Genomic DNA, 14,365 nt, shown 5'->3' on the forward strand with positions numbered 1-14,365 from the left:
GCCCGGGGCGGCGAGAGCGGAGGAACGAAGCGATGAGGCGGCAGGACGTGCACGACGAGCTGCGCGCCCGGCTGCACGAGGCGGCCGGGGCCCACGAGCCCGACCGCGCGCATCCTGGCCCGCGCGGCCCGGGTCCGGGCACCGGGCCGTACGCCCGCCGGTGTCCGGCTGGTTGCGGGTGTGCGCGGCGACGGCCACGGTGGCCGGTGTGCTCGCGCTCGGCGGGTACGCGGTGGCGTCGGCGGCGAAGGACGACCCTCCGCGTCGGCAGACGGTGGCGAGCAGGCCGGTCCCCCGGGGTCGGACGGCTCGGTGGACCCGCACAGCAACGACTTCTGGGCGCAGAGCAACCTCACGCTGAAGACGTCCGGGCGGCTTTCCTCCCTGACCGTGGAGTTGAGGATCGCGCGGACCGGCGGAGTGAGGTCGACGGGTGCGTGGCGTTCGCTGCCGGAGGGGGACTTCGGCCAGAGCGAGCGGACGGTACCGGCGGGCGAGTGGGTGTTCGCGGGGCAGTACGACCATGAGCGGGGCGGGCGCGACGCGGGCGACGACAGCTATGTCATGACCGGGGTGGCCGGGGGCCGCGCCTGCGCGGTGACCGGCGACTTCGCCCCGCACGACGGCGCATAGGCCGCTGCTCGAAGACAACCCCGCGCACTCAGCGCGGCGAGGGCCCTGCCGGCCTCCGCCACGGCACGGTGCTGCCGGTGACGGAGGCCGAGTACGAGCGGCTGCTCAGGACGTACGGATGGGCTCAGCTGACGAAGTACGTCGGGTTCGGCAGCTTGTACGTCCGGTCGGCGTGGCCGCCGTCCAGGTCCGAGTACTGGTCGCCGAAGTTGGCGATGATCTCGTAGCCCAGGTCCTCGATGTGCTCGCGCGTCCCGGACTTGTACTGCACGGTCGTGCAGTTCCAGGTGCCCGGGGTGGCGCAGTCCTTCAGGTAGGCCGGCGGGTTGGCCTTGTCCTTGAGGAACATGTGGCCGGCGTCGAGGTTCACGTCGGCGCCGACCTTCTTCAGGTTCTCCACGGCGGCGGCGCGCTGGGCCTCGCTGAGGCCGGAGTTGTAGAAGACCTCGACGCCCTCGGCCGCGGCGTAGCGCACGAGCTCCGGGCTGCCGAAGACGGCGGGCCGGTCGGCGCGGTTCACGTAGTCGTTCCAGGTGCCGGAGTTGTACGTGTAGTTGTACCGCTTCTCGTAGTCCAGGCTGAGCAGCAGCGTGTCGTCGATGTCGAAGACGACGGCCGGCTTCTCGCCCTTGTGGTGCGCCTTGCGGGCAGCCTTGTCGATGTAGCTCTTGGCGTCGGCGTCGATGCGCGCCAGGTCCTTGGCGTACGGGCTGTCCTTGGACGCCTGGTAGACGCCGTCGCTGTCGGCGGTGGTGCCGTAGTAGGTGTCGATGTCCTTCACCAGGACCCCGATGTTGTACGGCTCGTGGGTGGAGTTGGCCGTCGACTGACCGGCGCCGGCCGCGCCCGCGCCGTACAGCGCCGCACCGGCGACGACACAGGCGGCACCGGCCGCGACCGCCTTGAGGGACTTCCGCATGAATTCTCCGGATCTGGTGGATGAGAGTGACATACCAGGTCGGAGACTGTCTACGCGCATCACGCGAACAGGGCGAGCCCCGTTACCCGATCGATACGCAGCCTTGTTCCGCTCCCACCTGGAGCATTACCTTCCGATTGCCTCGATCGGGGGTTGCAGGCGACCGCCTCTGGCCGCGGAAGGTCGCGCATGAAGGACGTCACGGCCGTTTGGGACGACGGCGGGTTCCGCGTGGACCCGAGGGCCTACCTGGCCGAATTGCCGCGTCCGCGGGCCGACCTGCCCCCGGGCGCCCGGTCCTTCGCCACCGACCCCGACCACAACGACATCGCGGGCGCCACCCGATGTGTGAAGGATTTGGAACCGGCCGGGGTCCACCTCGCCACCGACAAGAGCGGCGGGCTGGTCTTGGACTTCGCGCCCGACAAGTTCAAGCACGACTCCGGCCCGCGCATCAGCTACTCGGGCGTGCGGCACTTCTCGGTCGACTACGAACACTCCATCGACTGGATGAGCGTCGACACCGTGCTCCTCGACGACATACTTCCCGCGAGAACGGCGGCTGCCTGCACGAGATCGCCACGTCGGCGCTCGAACGTCACGCTGCTCATCTCTGGCCTTCTGCTGGGCGGGGCTCGGGGAACGCCCGGCGCACGAGGCCGGAGACGGCGGCGACACGGGCGGCGCCCTCCGGCGTCAGGTGCACGTGTGCGGAGTGTTCGCTCCCGTGATGCGCGTCGGTGTCCGCCTCGCACAGGAACGGGTCGGCGCGGGCGGCGAGTCCGGTGAGCTCGGCGCGGGGCCCGCTGTCCCCTCGGTACGCGGACACGCTCCCCTGGCACGCGGCGCGCGAGCCCGTGGCCATCGGTGTCGTGCGCGACGGCGCGCGCGGTCAGCCGGAAGACGCCCTTCAGGACGTCGGCGTCCGGCCGGTCGGCGGGTGCGGCCCAGATCGCGGTGAGCCGCGCCGGATCCGTGTGCCGTCGCGACGTGGCGAACGTGCCGGACCCGGCGTCCACCCACAGCTGTCGGGAGGGGGCGCCGGCCGGCATGGCGGGAGGGCACGACGCCTGCTCCCCCGCTTCGGCTCACGGCACCGGTCAGACCTCCATCACCGCGTCGCAGTCCGGGCACACCAGGGACGCGTACGCGGCGGGGTACCACGGCTCCCCGGGGCGCCGGGAAGGGCTCCGGGGAGCCTTCGTCATGGCGAAGGTGTCCTTGCCGCACAGGGTCCGCGGGCCGGCGGCGTCGGGCCTGTCGGGAGCGACGGGCGCCGCGTGCACCCTGCGGGGGAGCCGTTCCGCGTCGGGCGGTCCGGCCGCGGGGGCGCGTGCGGCCACGGGCTGTTCGAGCTCGTACACGACGACGATCTCGCTCATGTCTCCACCGTAGGCGCGACGGCCCGGCGCGGCCCGTTCACCCGCCGGCGGCGCCGGGCAGGCCGAGTTCGCGGCCTCGGTAGAAGCCCTCGCGTTCCTCGGCGACGAAGGGGGCCATGGCCGCCCGCCGCCGGGCCTCCGCCTCGGAGGTCCGCCACGCGTCGCACGCCTCGCGGGAGTCCCAGAACGACACCCCGGTGATCTCCTGTCCGTCCTCGGACCAGTACGCGTAGGCCCGGTGCAGCCCCTGCGGTGCGGGCTCCGGGCGCCACGCCCTCTCGAAGTCGTCCAGCGTGCCCGGCTGAAGGCGGCGCGTCGTCACCCACACGTAGTGCTCCCGCATGGCGGCTCCCTCCGTACCCGTTCGGCTCGCCCCCTCTCAGGGTCACCGTAGGCCCGATGCGCCGCTTCCGCCGCCCGGCCACCGCCGGCCGGCCCGCGCCCGCTGGCGTCAGGCCCGGTGCGGCCACCCCGGGTCCCGGCCGCTGAGGCCGACGGCCCGGTCCAGCGGGGTTGCGTCCGCGGGGACCGGGACGACCGGGCCGAAGAGGCCGTCGCCGCGGTCGGGGCGGTCGGCCGCGGCGCGGAGGAAGGTGAGGGCCGAGTCCAGGGCGGCCGGGTCCGGGGCGTAGTCCTGGCCGGTGGCGCGGGCCAGGTCCCAGCCGTGGATCACCAGCTCGTCGGCGACGACGGCGCCCGCGACCGCGCCGGGCAGGTCCACCCCGCCGACGCGGGTGTCGCCGGTCCAGGCGGCCGGGTCGCGCCAGGCGTCGGCCAGCGCGTCCAGCGCCTTCGGCAGCTCCTCGCGCCAGCCGGGGCCGAGGTCCGGGAAGGCGGCGTCCGGGTGGGTGTCGGTGGTCGTGCCGAGGTCCTTGCGGGCGGCGTCCCGAAAGGCCACGGACAGCATCAGCAGGTGGCCCAGCAGGTTGCGCACCGCGTGGTCCGGGCAGGGTGTGGCGGCGGTCAGCCGCTCGTCGGTCACCGACTCGGCGAGCCGGGCCACGATCCTGGTCTGGGGGCCGAGGTCCACCATGGTCATGCTCACTCCTTCAGGGTCGCGCTCTCCGTACGAAGGGCTGACCGGCGGGCCCCCGGAAACTCATCGGTGCGGCGCAGCGGCTCCCACGGCGCGCGACCGCCGGCGAGGCACCAGACGGCGATCACCGGGTCGCACAGCGCGCAGCCGAACGACGAGTCGTGCGCGAAGGGGATGATCGGGTGGCCCTTGAGGTGGTGGACGACGTCCCACGCGGTGTGCAGCAGCCAGCCGACGCCGATGAACGCCCAGGAGTCCAGGCCCTTGTAGGCGACGCAGGTGGCGAGCGCCGTGAACGCGAACTCCCAGCCGCCAAGGCCGCCGCCGCTGAGGTAGGCGGCTCCGGCACCGGCCACGACGACCGCGTTGAGGCGGCGCCGGTGGGGTTCCGGGACGAGGGACATGAGGGTGACGTAGAGCAGGCCGATGAGAAGGGGGGCGAGGTAGCGCATGCGGCCGACGGTAGGTGCGCGGGCGCGGGTGCCCCAGGGGCTCCAGTGCCAGGTTGCGACGGATTGTCGCCGTCACGTCAGGAGGTGGCCGTTTCCGCCGTACCTAGGTCACCTGCCCGATCCGCGGCCCCCGCCTTAGGCCCACGATGACCGGGCATGACGACTTCCTGGACCGTGTCCCGCGTGCTGCGGGACCGCAACGCGGGGCTGTGTCTCACCGGCCTGGTGGTGTCCGCCTTCGGCACCTCCTCGCTGTGGCTGGCGTCGGGTGTGTGGGTGAAGGAGCTGACCGGGTCGGACGGACTGGCCGCCCTGTGCCTGCTCGCGATGTGGGCGCCCACCCTGGCCGGCCCGGCGCTCGGCACGCTCGCCGACCGGTTCCGCCGCAAGCCCCTGCTCATCACGGTGAACCTGGGCCTCGCGGCGCTGCTGCCCGCCCTGTTCGCCGTCGACTCCCGCGGCCGTCTGTGGCTGCTGTTCGCCGTCCTGGTGGTGTACGGCGCCGCCGGTGCCGTCCATGACGCCGCCGAGTCGGCGCTGATGACGGCGGCGGTCGGCCCGGACCTGCTCGGTGACGTCAACGGGCTGCGGATGACGCTCACCGAGGGCATGAAGCTCGTCGCCCCGCTGACCGGTGCGGGCCTCTACACGGCGTGGGGCGGCCCTGCCGTGGCCTGCCTGGACGCCGTCACCTTCCTGCTCGCCGCCGGGCTGTGCGGCCTGCTGCGGGTGCGCGAGGAACCGCCCGTGCGGTCCGGCGAGGGCTGGCGGAGGCAGACGGCGGAGGGGGTCCGGCACCTGTGGGGCCACCCCGGGCTGCGCCCGCTGGTCCGGGCGGGGGGTACGACGATGCTGCTGACGGCGCTGAGCGGCACCACGGTGTACGCCGTGGTCGACCGCCTCGGCCACTCCCCCGCCTACACGGGCGTGCTGTACGCCGCCCAGGGCGCCGGTTCGGTGGCGGCGGGGCTGCTCGCCGGGCCGGCGCTGCGCAGGCTGGGCGGGCGGCGGTTCGCGGCGGCCGGGATCGCGCTGACCGGGGCCGCGGTGGTGGCGCGGGCGGTGCCGTGGGACCCGGTGGCCCTGGCCACCAGCGTGGCCTGCGGGCTGGGCCTGCCCTGTGTGCTGGTCGCCGCGCTGACGGCGGTGCAGCGGGAGACCCCCGGCCCGCTGCTGGGCCGGGCGACGGCCACCGCCGGCACGCTGCTCTTCACCCCGAACGTGCTCGGCCTCGCCCTGGGCGCCGGCCTGGTCGAACTGGCCGGCCCCGGCCTGCTGCTGCCCCTCTACGGCCTGGCACTGCTCCTGACGGCGCTGCCACTGGCTCAACGCACCGCGAGTGCCCCCCGAACCGCCGCCAAGTCCCCGTCCGACGCCAACCCCGCGTGATACAACCGCAACTCCGTCGCACCGTCGCCACGCACGCGTGCAACGACTGACCAACCCCCGGGCCGCCGCTGCCGCCCACCGCCTGACACCGCTCCTGACGACGCTGCCACCGGCTCAACGCACCGCGAGTGCCCCCCGAACCGCCGCCAAGTCCCCGTCCGACGCCAACCCCGCGTGGTACAACCGCAACTCCGTCGCGCCTTCGGCACGCGCGCGTGCCGCGTCCGCCGCGAGGGTGGCGGGGCTGCCGCCCATCCCCGTGACGACCGTGAAGTTGGCGGCCAGCACGGTGCCCTCGCGGGCCTGCCCGGCGAAGGGCGCCAGCAGGGCCGTACCGCCGGTGCAGGGCACCACCACGCCGTCGGCCACGGACAGGATGTGGGCGGGGTCGACACCGACGTTGGCGCCGCAGTGGTACGGGACCGGGTCGGCGTGCAACAGGACCTGGAAGCCGTCCGGCGCGGCGGCGCGCACGGCGGTGACGGCCTCCTCCTGGAGGGTGCGGGCGGTGGTGTCGCGCCACGCGCGCGTGGCTGCCGCCGCGTCCTCGCCGAGCAGCTTCTCCACCGTCGGCCAGCCCCCGTCGTCCGCCGCGCCCCGCCACAGCGGCTCCAGCGCCTCGCGTACGGCCCCCGCCAGCGCGTCGGCGTCCAGTCCCCGCTCGCCGTAGCCGGTGCGGCAGGACGGGCAGAAGCACAGGGACATCAGGTACTGCCCGGCGTCCCCGAGGCCGACGCCGGCGGTCTTGTCGTGGGCGTGCAGGTGCTGGAGCCCGTACCAGCCGAGGGACTCCAGTTCGGTGCCGTGCGCGCCGGGGCGTACGGCGGCCTCGGCGGCCAGGTCGACCAGGTACGCGCGCGTGGCGGGCTGGGCGACGCAGGGGGCCCACGGGTAGCGGTCGCCGTAGGCGTTGACGACCGAGGTGTCCGGATGTTCGGCGCCCAGGCGGGAGTTGTGGGCGAGGACGACCCAGGTGTGCACCTCCAGGCCGGCCGCGGCCAGGGCTTCGGCGGCCTCGCCGTAGGCGTTGCCGGGGGCCCAGCGGCCGGCGGGGTAGGGCCGCAGACCGCGGCCCGCCCAGCGGTCGCCCGGCGGGTAGAGCACGGCCGCGTACTCGGCGGTGACGATGCGGTGGCGGGGGTGGCGGGGGGTGAGGGCACGCGTGGAGTGGTAGGCGGAGGCCAGGGTCACCTGCTCCACGCCGAGTCCGGCGATCCGCTCCGGGGCGGCGGGGTCCCCGTTGACGTCCCAGGGGTAGACGAACGCCGACGCCTTCACGCGTCCTCCCCCGGCAGGGCGTGGCCGTGCTCGCTCACGCGTCCTCCTCCAGCAGTTCGTAACCTCGTTCGATGAGTCGGGCGAGTTGTTTGACATGCTCCTCGGCCGGCTCGTGCAGCGGGGGCCGGACCTCGCCCACGTCCAGGCCGCGCAGCCGTACCCCGGCCTTGACGAGGGAGACGGCGTATCCGCGGCCCTGGGCGCGCAGTTCCACGAAGGGGCGGTAGAAGCCGTCCAGGAGGCGGTGGGCGGTGGCCTGGTCGCCCGTCTCCAGCGCGCGGTGGAAGGCGAGGGCGATCTCCGGCGCGAAGCAGAACACCGCCGACGAATACAGGGTGATGCCGAGGGCGCGGTAGGCGAGCTGGGTCTGCTCGGCGGTGGGCAGGCCGTTGAAGTACAGGAAGTCGCCGGGGACCTCGGTGCGGACCGCGCTGACGATCCGCTGCATGAGGTCCAGGTCGCCAAGGCCGTCCTTGAGGCCGATGACGCCGTCGGTGCGGGCCAGTTCGACCACGGTCGCCGGAGTGAAGAGGGCGTTGTCGCGCTGGTAGACGATGACGGGCAGGTCGGTGGCGGCGGCGACCTCCCGGTAGTGCCGCAGCAGACCCTCCTGGTCGGCGAGCACGAGGTACGGCGGCATGGCGAGGAGCCCGTCGGCGCCCGCACCGGCGGCGAGACCCGCGTAGCGGACGGCGAGGGCGGTACCGTAACCGGCGCCCGCGACGACCGGGACGCGTCCTTCGGCCGCCTCGACGGCCACCCGGACGCAGGCCTCGAACTCCTCCGGCAGCAGCGCGTGGAACTCCCCGGTGCCGCAGCAGGCGAAGACGGCGGCGGCACCGGCCGCGACACCGCGGCGCACATGGGTGCGGTAGGTGTCCAGGTCGAGTGAGCCGCCGGGGCCGTAGGCCGTGACGGGGAAGAACAGCGGCCCGCGCGGATCGCTGAGCCGTTCGGTCAGAGGGGCTGGCGTCACGGACTCTCCCTTGAGACACGCCGGTGCATGTTTCTGATCCATGTCCATATTTCTGAACGTGACCACGCTAAAGGGCCTTCTTGCGGCGGGTCAAGCAGGCGAACTCGCACGACGGGAGCGAATTCCCCGTCGTCACGCAAGACTTGACGGTGCCCGGTGGACTCTCTAGCGTGTCCACGTATGTGAATATCGGCCACAAGGAGAACCGAGGATGCCCGCTCCCCGCACCATCCTGCTCACCGGCGCCGCCGGCGGGCTCGGCACCCTGATGCGGTCCCTGCTGCCGGAGTACGGCTACACGCTGCGCCTGTTCGACGTGCGCCCCGTCGAGGGCGAGCCGGACGCGATCACCGCGGACCTCGGCGACAAGGAGGCGCTGCGCGAGGCGGTGCGGGGCGTGGACGCGATCCTGCACCTCGCGGGGATCTCCCTGGAGGCCCCCTTCGAGAAGATCCTCAGGTCGAACGTCGAGGGCACCTACAACCTGTACGAGGCCGCCCGCCTCGAAGGCGTGCCGCGGATCGTCTTCGCCTCCTCCAACCACGCCGTCGGCTTCACCCCGGCCCCGCGCGCGGGCGAGCCGCTGATCCCGATCGACACCCCGCGCCGCCCGGACACCTTCTACGGCCTGTCGAAGTCCTTCGGCGAGGACCTGGCCCAGCTCTACTGGGACAAGCACGGCCTGGAGACCGTCTCCGTGCGCATCGGCTCCTGCTTCCCGGAGCCCACCAGCGTCCGCATGCTCTCGGTGTGGATGAGCCCGGCCGACGGCGCCCGCCTCTTCCACGCAGCCCTGACCGCCGAGGAGGTCGGCCACACGGTCGTCTACGGCTCCTCCGCCAACACCCGCCTGTGGTGGGACCTGACCACCGCGCGGGCGCTCGGCTACGACCCCCAGGACGACTCCGAGCCGTACGCCGAGAAGCTCATCGCCGAACAGGGCGAGCTGGACCCGGAGAACCCGGCCCACGGCCACCTGGGCGGCCACTTCGTGAACGACCCGCCGATCTGGCCGTACTGACCCCCTCCGCCGGCCCCGGGTGGCTCCCGGCGGCCGGAAACGATCGTCCACGCGCGCGGGCGGGCACCGAACGGGCCCGCCCGCCGCCGTGTCCGGGCATCCGCCGTGCCCGATCCCACGCCGCTCCGGACAGCCGCGCAGGTCCGCGACGGGCACGGCCCGTGCGAAGCGGGCACAAGCGGGCAGTATCGGGCCCGCAACAGACCTGGTCAGCGCCGCGCACCGGCGGTAGAACTTCCCCCATGGGCCCGAACGGGCAGGTCCACAGGGAAGTGGGTGACGACATGACCACCAGGACGGCGGAAGAACGCCAGCGCGAGATCGTGCGGGCCGCCCGCGCCACCGGCTCGGTGGACGTCACCGCGCTCGCCGCCGACCTGGGCGTGGCCAAGGAGACCATCCGGCGCGATCTGCGCGCCCTGGAGGACCACGGCCTGGTCCGCCGCACCCACGGCGGCGCCTATCCGGTGGAGAGCGCCGGGTTCGAGACGACCCTCGCCTTCCGCGCCACCAGCCATGTGCCCGAGAAGCGCCGGATCGCCGCCGCGGCGGCCGAACTGCTCGGGGACGCCGAGACCGTCTTCGTCGACGAGGGCTTCACCCCCCAGCTCATCGCCGAGGCGCTGCCCAGGGACCGGCCGCTGACCGTGGTCACCGCGTCCCTGCCGGTCGCGGGCGCCCTCGCGGAGGCCGACCACATCTCCGTGCTGCTGCTCGGCGGCCGGGTCCGCCCGGGCACGCTGGCCACCGTCGACCACTGGACGACGAAGATGCTGGCCGGCTTCGTGCTCGACCTCGCCTACATCGGGGCCAACGGCATCTCCCGGGAACACGGCCTGACCACCCCCGACCCGGCGGTCAGCGAGGTGAAGGCGCAGGCCGTCCGGGCCGCCCGGCGCACGGTCTTCGCGGGCGTGCACGCCAAGTTCGGCGCGGTCAGTTTCTGCCGGTTCGCGGAGATCGGCGCGCTGGAGGCGGTCGTGACCAGCACCCTGCTCCCGGCCGCCGAGGCCCACCGCTACTCCCTGCTGGGCCCGCAGGTCATCCGGGTCTGATGCGGCACCTCGTCCCCCGTCCAGCGGTGTTCCGCACCACCGAACGCCCCTTATGTCCCTCTTTCCTCACTTTCCCCACTTTCAGGAGCGATCCATGCGCACCCCGAGCCGACGGAGGCCGCGAGCCACGCTCGCCCTGGCCGCCGCAGGGACGCTGCTCGCCCCGCTGCTCTCCGGCTGCTGGGCCGGTGCCGGCGGGACCGGTTCCGGCGGCGACTCCATCAACGTCCTGATGGTCAACAACCCGCAGATGACCGAGTTGCAGAAGCTGACCGCCGCCCACTTCACCAAGGACACCGGCATCAAGGTCAACTTCACGGTCCTGCCCGAGAACGACGTCCGCGACAAGATCAGCCAGGACTTCGCCAACCAGGCCGGCCAGTACGACGTGGCCACCCTGTCCAACTACGAGATACCGATCTACGCCCGCAACGGCTGGCTGCACGAGATGGACTCCTACGTCGGGAAGGACCCGTCGTACGACGAGCGGGACGTGCTCAAGCCGATGCGCCAGTCCCTCACCGGCGACGACGGCAAGCTCTACGGACAGCCCTTCTACGGCGAGTCGTCCTTCCTCATGTACCGCAAGGACGTGTTCGCGGCGAAGGGTCTGACCATGCCCGACCGTCCCACCTGGCGGCAGGTCGCCGACCTGGCCGCGAAGGCGGACGGCGCCCGGCCGGGCATGCGGGGCATCTGCCTGCGCGGGCTGCCCGGCTGGGGCGAGCTGATGGCACCGCTGACCACGGTCGTGAACACCTTCGGCGGCACCTGGTTCGACAAGGACTGGAAGGCGCGGCTGGACTCCCCTGCCTTCGAGAAGGCGACGAGGTTCTACGTCGACCTCGTCCGCGAGCACGGCGAGTCCGGCGCCGCCCAGTCCGGCTTCGCCGAATGCCTGAACAACATGACCCAGGGCAAGGTCGCCATGTGGTACGACGCCACCTCCGCGGCCGGACTGCTGGAGGCGGCCGGCTCCCCGGTCAAGGGGAAGCTCGGCTACGCCCCCGCCCCCGTCGAGCGCACCGCGTCCTCCGGCTGGCTCTACACCTGGGCCTGGGGCATCCAGCAGGCCTCCCGGAACCCCGACAAGGCCTGGAAGTTCGTCTCCTGGGCGTCGGGCAAGGGGTACGAGCGACTGGTCGGCGAGACCAGTGGCTGGTCGAACGTCCCGGCGGGCAAGCGGGCGTCGACCTACACCGACGCCGACTACCGGAAGTCAGCCGCCGCGTTCCAGGAGATGACCAAGGAGGCCATCGAGAGCGCCCGGCCGAACGACCCCGGCGTGCAGCCGCGGCCCGCGCCCGGCATCCAGTTCGTCGGCATCCCCGAGTTCACCGACCTCGGCACCAAGGTCTCCCAGGAGATCAGCGCGGCCATCGCCGGACGCCAGTCCGTCGGCGCGGCCCTGAAGAAGTCGCAAGCGCTCGCCGAGAAGATCTCCAAGGAGTACGAGGGACGATGACAGCGACGACCACGGCCCCCCTCGCGGCCACACCCGCACGGACGGTCAGGCAGCCCTCGGCCCGGCTGCGCGCCTGGGCCACCCGCGCCCCGCTCCTGCCGGCCCTCGTGTTCATGATCGTGGTGACCCAGCTGCCCTTCGTGGCCACGCTGGTGATCTCCTTCTTCGACTGGAACGCCCTCTACCCCAAGGCCCGCCGCTTCACCGGCCTGGACAACTACCGCCAGGTGCTCACCGACGCCGACCTGCGCCACTCGGTGTGGACGACCGCGCTGCTCACGGCGGCCGTGGTGCTGGCCAGCCTGGTCATCGGGCTGGCGCTGGCACTGCTGCTGGACCGGCGGTTCCGCGGCCGGGGCATCGTCCGCACCCTGCTCATCGCCCCGTTCCTGGTGGTGCCGGTGGCCGCCGCCCTGCTCTGGAAACATGTGCTCTACAACCCTGAGTACGGCTTGCTCAACGGGTTGCTGCACTATGTGGGCGGCCCACAGCCGGACTGGGTCTCCCGCACCCCGCTGCTCGCGGTCGAGGCCTCCCTGGTGTGGCAGTGGACGCCGTTCATGATGCTGATCCTGCTGGCCGGGTTGCAGAGCCGGGACCAGCAGCAGATCGAGGCCGCGCGGGTCGACGGCGCGAGCGACTGGCAGATCTTCCGCCATCTGACCCTGCCCCACCTGCGCCGCTACCTGGAACTGGGCGCGCTGCTCGGATCGATCTACATCGTCCAGAACTTCGACGCGGTCTTCACGATCACCTCCGGCGGCCTGGGCACCGCCAACCTGCCCTACACCGTCTACCAGAGCTTCTACCAGGCCCACGAGAACGGCCTGGCCTCGGCCGCCGGCGTCCTGGTGGTCATCGGCTCGATCGTCATCGCGACCTTCGCCCTGCGCGTGGTGTCGTCCCTGTTCCGCGAGGAGGTGTCCCGCGCATGACCGCCGTACTGCGCCGGGGTGGTCTCGGCCTGGTGGCCTGGCTGGCCGGTATCGTCTTCTTCCTGCCCATCGCGTGGATGGCCCTGACGTCCCTCCACTCCGAGGCGGACGCGGCGACCAACCCGCCGTCCTTCACCGCCTCGTTGACGCTCGACGGCTACCGCGAGTTCTTCGGCAGCGGCGGCGGGGCGAGCCCGTGGCCCGCGCTGGTCAACTCCACCGTGGCATCGCTCGCCTCCACGCTCCTGGTCCTGCTGCTGGCCCTCCCGGCGGCCTACGCGCTGTCGATCCGGCCGGTGAAGAAGTGGACCGACGTCCTGTTCTTCTTCCTGTCCACCAAGATGCTGCCGGCCGTGGCGGGCCTGCTGCCGATCTACCTCTTCGCCAAGAACGCCGGGATGCTCGACAACATCTGGCTCCTGGTCGTCCTGTACACCTCCATGAACCTGCCGATCGCGGTGTGGATGATGCAGTCCTTCCTCGCCGAGGTGCCGGTCGCGGTCATCGAGGCGGCGCGGGTGGACGGCGCCCGGCTTCCGGTGATCCTCGCGCGCGTGGTGGCCCCGATCGCCCTGCCCGGCATCGCCGCCACCGCCCTGATCTGCTTCATCTTCAGCTGGAACGAACTGCTCTTCGCCCGAGTCCTGACGGGCGTGGTCGCCGAGACCGCCCCCGTCTTCCTGACCGGCTTCATCACCAGCCAGGGCCTGTTCCTGGCCAAGGTGTGCGCCGCGTCGCTCGTCATCTCCCTGCCGGTGCTCGCCGCGGGGTTCGCCGCCCAGGACAAGCTGGTCCAGGGCCTGTCGTTGGGAGCCGTGAAATGAAGGCCGCCGTCATCGAGTCCGTGGGCCGCGCCGTCGTCACCGAGGTGCCCGACCCGACGCCGGGCCCCCGCGAGGTGGTCGTCGAGGTCGCGGCCTGCGGTCTGTGCGGCACCGACCTGCACATCCTCCAGGGCGAGTTCGCGCCCAAGCTGCCGATCGTCCCCGGGCACGAGTTCGCGGGCGAGGTCGTCGGCGTCGGCACCCAGGTCACCGAGGTGGCCGTCGGCGACCGGGTGGCCGTGGACCCCTCGCTGTACTGCTACGAGTGCCGGTACTGCCGCACCGGACACAACAACCTGTGCGAGCGGTGGGCGGCGATCGGCGTGACGACGGCGGGCGGCGCGGCACGGTACGCGGTGGCCCCGGTCGCCAACTGCGTGAAGCTGCCCGACCACGTCCGCACCGAGGACGCGGCCCTGGTGGAGCCCCTGTCCTGCGCGGTCCGCGGCTACGACGTCCTGCGCTCCCGGCTCGGCGCCCACGTCCTCATCTACGGCTCCGGCACCATGGGCCTGATGATGCTGGAGCTGGCCAAGCGGACCGGTGCGGCGAGCGTGGACGTGGTCGACGTCAACCCGGCCCGCCTGGAGACGGCCCGCCGGCTCGGTGTCTCGGCGTCCGCGGCGAACGCCGACGAACTGGACCGCCCGCGCGGCTGGGACGTGGTGATCGACGCGACCGGCAACGCGGCGGCGATCCAGGACGGCCTGGACCGGGTCGCCAAGGCGGGAACGTTCCTCCAGTTCGGGGTGGCGGACTACGCGACCCGCGTGACGATCGACCCGTACCGGATCTACAACCAGGAGATCACCATCACCGGCTCCATGGCGGTGCTGCACAGCTTCGAGCGGGCGGCCGAGCTGTTCGCGAACGGCGTGCTGGACCCGGAGGTCTTCATCAGCGACCGGATCCCGCTGGAGCGGTACCCGCAGGCGCTGGAGCAGTTCGCGGCGGGGGTGGGGCGGAAGATCGTGGTGGTGCCCTGAGCCGATCGGGGGGT

At 72.6% G+C, this 14,365-nt stretch carries 16 protein-coding genes; 8 read left to right on the forward strand and 8 right to left on the reverse strand.

Annotated features, from left to right (window positions below; translation table 11 throughout):
- The first annotated feature begins 312 nt into the window (after positions 1–312).
- Positions 313–633, forward strand: a complete 321-nt coding sequence (locus tag IE273_RS44945) for a hypothetical protein (protein ID WP_308437035.1) — start codon at positions 313–315, stop codon at positions 631–633.
- A 124-nt stretch (positions 634–757) separates the two neighbouring features.
- Here IE273_RS44945 and IE273_RS13770 read toward each other — a convergent pair whose 3' ends face one another.
- From IE273_RS13770 to IE273_RS13795, 6 genes are all read right to left on the reverse strand, one after another.
- The gene (locus IE273_RS13770) at positions 758–1,552 is read right to left on the reverse strand and encodes an HAD family acid phosphatase (protein WP_189815454.1); all 795 of its coding nucleotides are present in this window, start codon (positions 1,550–1,552) and stop codon (positions 758–760) included.
- Positions 1,553–2,159: 607 nt separating this feature from the next.
- On the reverse strand, positions 2,160–2,381 hold the full coding sequence (locus IE273_RS45115) for an MBL fold metallo-hydrolase (RefSeq protein ID WP_189815455.1): 222 nt from the start codon (positions 2,379–2,381) through the stop codon (positions 2,160–2,162).
- 271 nt (positions 2,382–2,652) lie between these two features.
- Positions 2,653–2,934, reverse strand: coding sequence for a hypothetical protein (locus IE273_RS13780; protein WP_189815456.1), 282 nt, complete (start codon positions 2,932–2,934; stop codon positions 2,653–2,655).
- A gap of 37 nt (positions 2,935–2,971) precedes the next feature.
- The gene (locus IE273_RS13785) at positions 2,972–3,277 is read right to left on the reverse strand and encodes a hypothetical protein (RefSeq protein ID WP_189815457.1); all 306 of its coding nucleotides are present in this window, start codon (positions 3,275–3,277) and stop codon (positions 2,972–2,974) included.
- Between the two features lie 108 nt (positions 3,278–3,385).
- The gene (locus IE273_RS13790) at positions 3,386–3,973 is read right to left on the reverse strand and encodes a TIGR03086 family metal-binding protein (RefSeq protein ID WP_189815458.1); all 588 of its coding nucleotides are present in this window, start codon (positions 3,971–3,973) and stop codon (positions 3,386–3,388) included.
- A gap of 2 nt (positions 3,974–3,975) precedes the next feature.
- Entirely contained in the window at positions 3,976–4,422 is a 447-nt protein-coding gene (locus IE273_RS13795) for a DUF6010 family protein (protein ID WP_189815459.1), read from the reverse strand.
- 156 nt (positions 4,423–4,578) lie between these two features.
- On the opposite strand from IE273_RS13795, the gene IE273_RS13800 reads away from it, so the two are divergent.
- Positions 4,579–5,811 (forward strand): MFS transporter, encoded by a 1,233-nt coding sequence (locus tag IE273_RS13800; RefSeq protein ID WP_189815460.1) that lies wholly within the window; start codon positions 4,579–4,581, stop codon positions 5,809–5,811.
- Positions 5,812–5,925: 114 nt separating this feature from the next.
- On the opposite strand, the gene IE273_RS13805 is transcribed toward IE273_RS13800, so the two are convergent.
- Together IE273_RS13805 and IE273_RS13810 are read right to left on the reverse strand one after the other, a co-directional pair.
- Positions 5,926–7,089: a hypothetical protein gene (locus IE273_RS13805; RefSeq protein WP_189815461.1), complete on the reverse strand. Its 1,164-nt coding sequence runs from the start codon at positions 7,087–7,089 to the stop codon at positions 5,926–5,928.
- 34 nt (positions 7,090–7,123) lie between these two features.
- Positions 7,124–8,065 carry a 5-dehydro-4-deoxyglucarate dehydratase gene (locus tag IE273_RS13810; protein WP_189815462.1) on the reverse strand — a complete coding sequence of 314 codons (942 nt, stop codon included), beginning with the start codon at positions 8,063–8,065 and terminating at the stop codon, positions 7,124–7,126.
- Between the two features lie 211 nt (positions 8,066–8,276).
- Here IE273_RS13810 and IE273_RS13815 point away from each other — a divergent pair, with 211 nt between their 5' ends.
- The 6 genes from IE273_RS13815 to IE273_RS13840 all read left to right on the forward strand — a co-directional run bounded on the left by IE273_RS13815 (position 8,277) and on the right by IE273_RS13840 (position 14,351).
- The gene (locus IE273_RS13815) at positions 8,277–9,086 is read left to right on the forward strand and encodes an NAD-dependent epimerase/dehydratase family protein (protein ID WP_189815463.1); all 810 of its coding nucleotides are present in this window, start codon (positions 8,277–8,279) and stop codon (positions 9,084–9,086) included.
- A gap of 284 nt (positions 9,087–9,370) precedes the next feature.
- Complete coding sequence (locus IE273_RS13820) at positions 9,371–10,141, forward strand: DeoR/GlpR family DNA-binding transcription regulator (protein ID WP_189815464.1); 771 nt, start codon at positions 9,371–9,373, stop codon at positions 10,139–10,141.
- A 94-nt stretch (positions 10,142–10,235) separates the two neighbouring features.
- On the forward strand, positions 10,236–11,606 hold the full coding sequence (locus IE273_RS13825; RefSeq protein ID WP_189815465.1) for an ABC transporter substrate-binding protein: 1,371 nt from the start codon (positions 10,236–10,238) through the stop codon (positions 11,604–11,606).
- On the forward strand, positions 11,603–12,541 hold the full coding sequence (locus IE273_RS13830; protein WP_189815466.1) for a carbohydrate ABC transporter permease: 939 nt from the start codon (positions 11,603–11,605) through the stop codon (positions 12,539–12,541). The genes IE273_RS13825 and IE273_RS13830 overlap by 4 nt, the downstream gene beginning before the upstream one ends.
- A complete protein-coding gene (locus IE273_RS13835; RefSeq protein WP_189815467.1) occupies positions 12,538–13,365 on the forward strand; it encodes a carbohydrate ABC transporter permease in 828 nt (275 codons plus the stop codon). Before IE273_RS13830 ends, IE273_RS13835 begins: the two co-directional genes overlap by 4 nt.
- Positions 13,362–14,351, forward strand: coding sequence for a zinc-dependent alcohol dehydrogenase family protein (locus IE273_RS13840; RefSeq protein WP_189815468.1), 990 nt, complete (start codon positions 13,362–13,364; stop codon positions 14,349–14,351). Before IE273_RS13835 ends, IE273_RS13840 begins: the two co-directional genes overlap by 4 nt.
- Positions 14,352–14,365 lie beyond the last annotated feature (14 nt).

Source organism: Streptomyces olivaceoviridis (assembly GCF_014650115.1).
In the GTDB taxonomy this organism is placed as follows: domain Bacteria; phylum Actinomycetota; class Actinomycetes; order Streptomycetales; family Streptomycetaceae; genus Streptomyces; species Streptomyces olivaceoviridis.

What these genes read in the sequence shown, in the direction of transcription:
- IE273_RS13770 (WP_189815454.1), bottom strand. Translation starts at nt 1,552, where the DNA reads ATGCGGAAGTCCCTCAAGGCGGTCGCGGCCGGTGCCGCCTGTGTCGTC.
- IE273_RS13780 (WP_189815456.1), bottom strand. Translation starts at nt 2,934, where the DNA reads ATGAGCGAGATCGTCGTCGTGTACGAGCTCGAACAGCCCGTGGCCGCA.
- IE273_RS13785 (WP_189815457.1), bottom strand. Translation starts at nt 3,277, where the DNA reads ATGCGGGAGCACTACGTGTGGGTGACGACGCGCCGCCTTCAGCCGGGC.
- IE273_RS13790 (WP_189815458.1), bottom strand. Translation starts at nt 3,973, where the DNA reads ATGACCATGGTGGACCTCGGCCCCCAGACCAGGATCGTGGCCCGGCTC.
- IE273_RS13795 (WP_189815459.1), bottom strand. Translation starts at nt 4,422, where the DNA reads ATGCGCTACCTCGCCCCCCTTCTCATCGGCCTGCTCTACGTCACCCTC.
- IE273_RS13800 (WP_189815460.1), top strand. Translation starts at nt 4,579, where the DNA reads ATGACGACTTCCTGGACCGTGTCCCGCGTGCTGCGGGACCGCAACGCG.
- IE273_RS13815 (WP_189815463.1), top strand. Translation starts at nt 8,277, where the DNA reads ATGCCCGCTCCCCGCACCATCCTGCTCACCGGCGCCGCCGGCGGGCTC.
- IE273_RS13820 (WP_189815464.1), top strand. Translation starts at nt 9,371, where the DNA reads ATGACCACCAGGACGGCGGAAGAACGCCAGCGCGAGATCGTGCGGGCC.
- IE273_RS13825 (WP_189815465.1), top strand. Translation starts at nt 10,236, where the DNA reads ATGCGCACCCCGAGCCGACGGAGGCCGCGAGCCACGCTCGCCCTGGCC.
- IE273_RS13830 (WP_189815466.1), top strand. Translation starts at nt 11,603, where the DNA reads ATGACAGCGACGACCACGGCCCCCCTCGCGGCCACACCCGCACGGACG.
- IE273_RS13835 (WP_189815467.1), top strand. Translation starts at nt 12,538, where the DNA reads ATGACCGCCGTACTGCGCCGGGGTGGTCTCGGCCTGGTGGCCTGGCTG.
- IE273_RS13840 (WP_189815468.1), top strand. Translation starts at nt 13,362, where the DNA reads ATGAAGGCCGCCGTCATCGAGTCCGTGGGCCGCGCCGTCGTCACCGAG.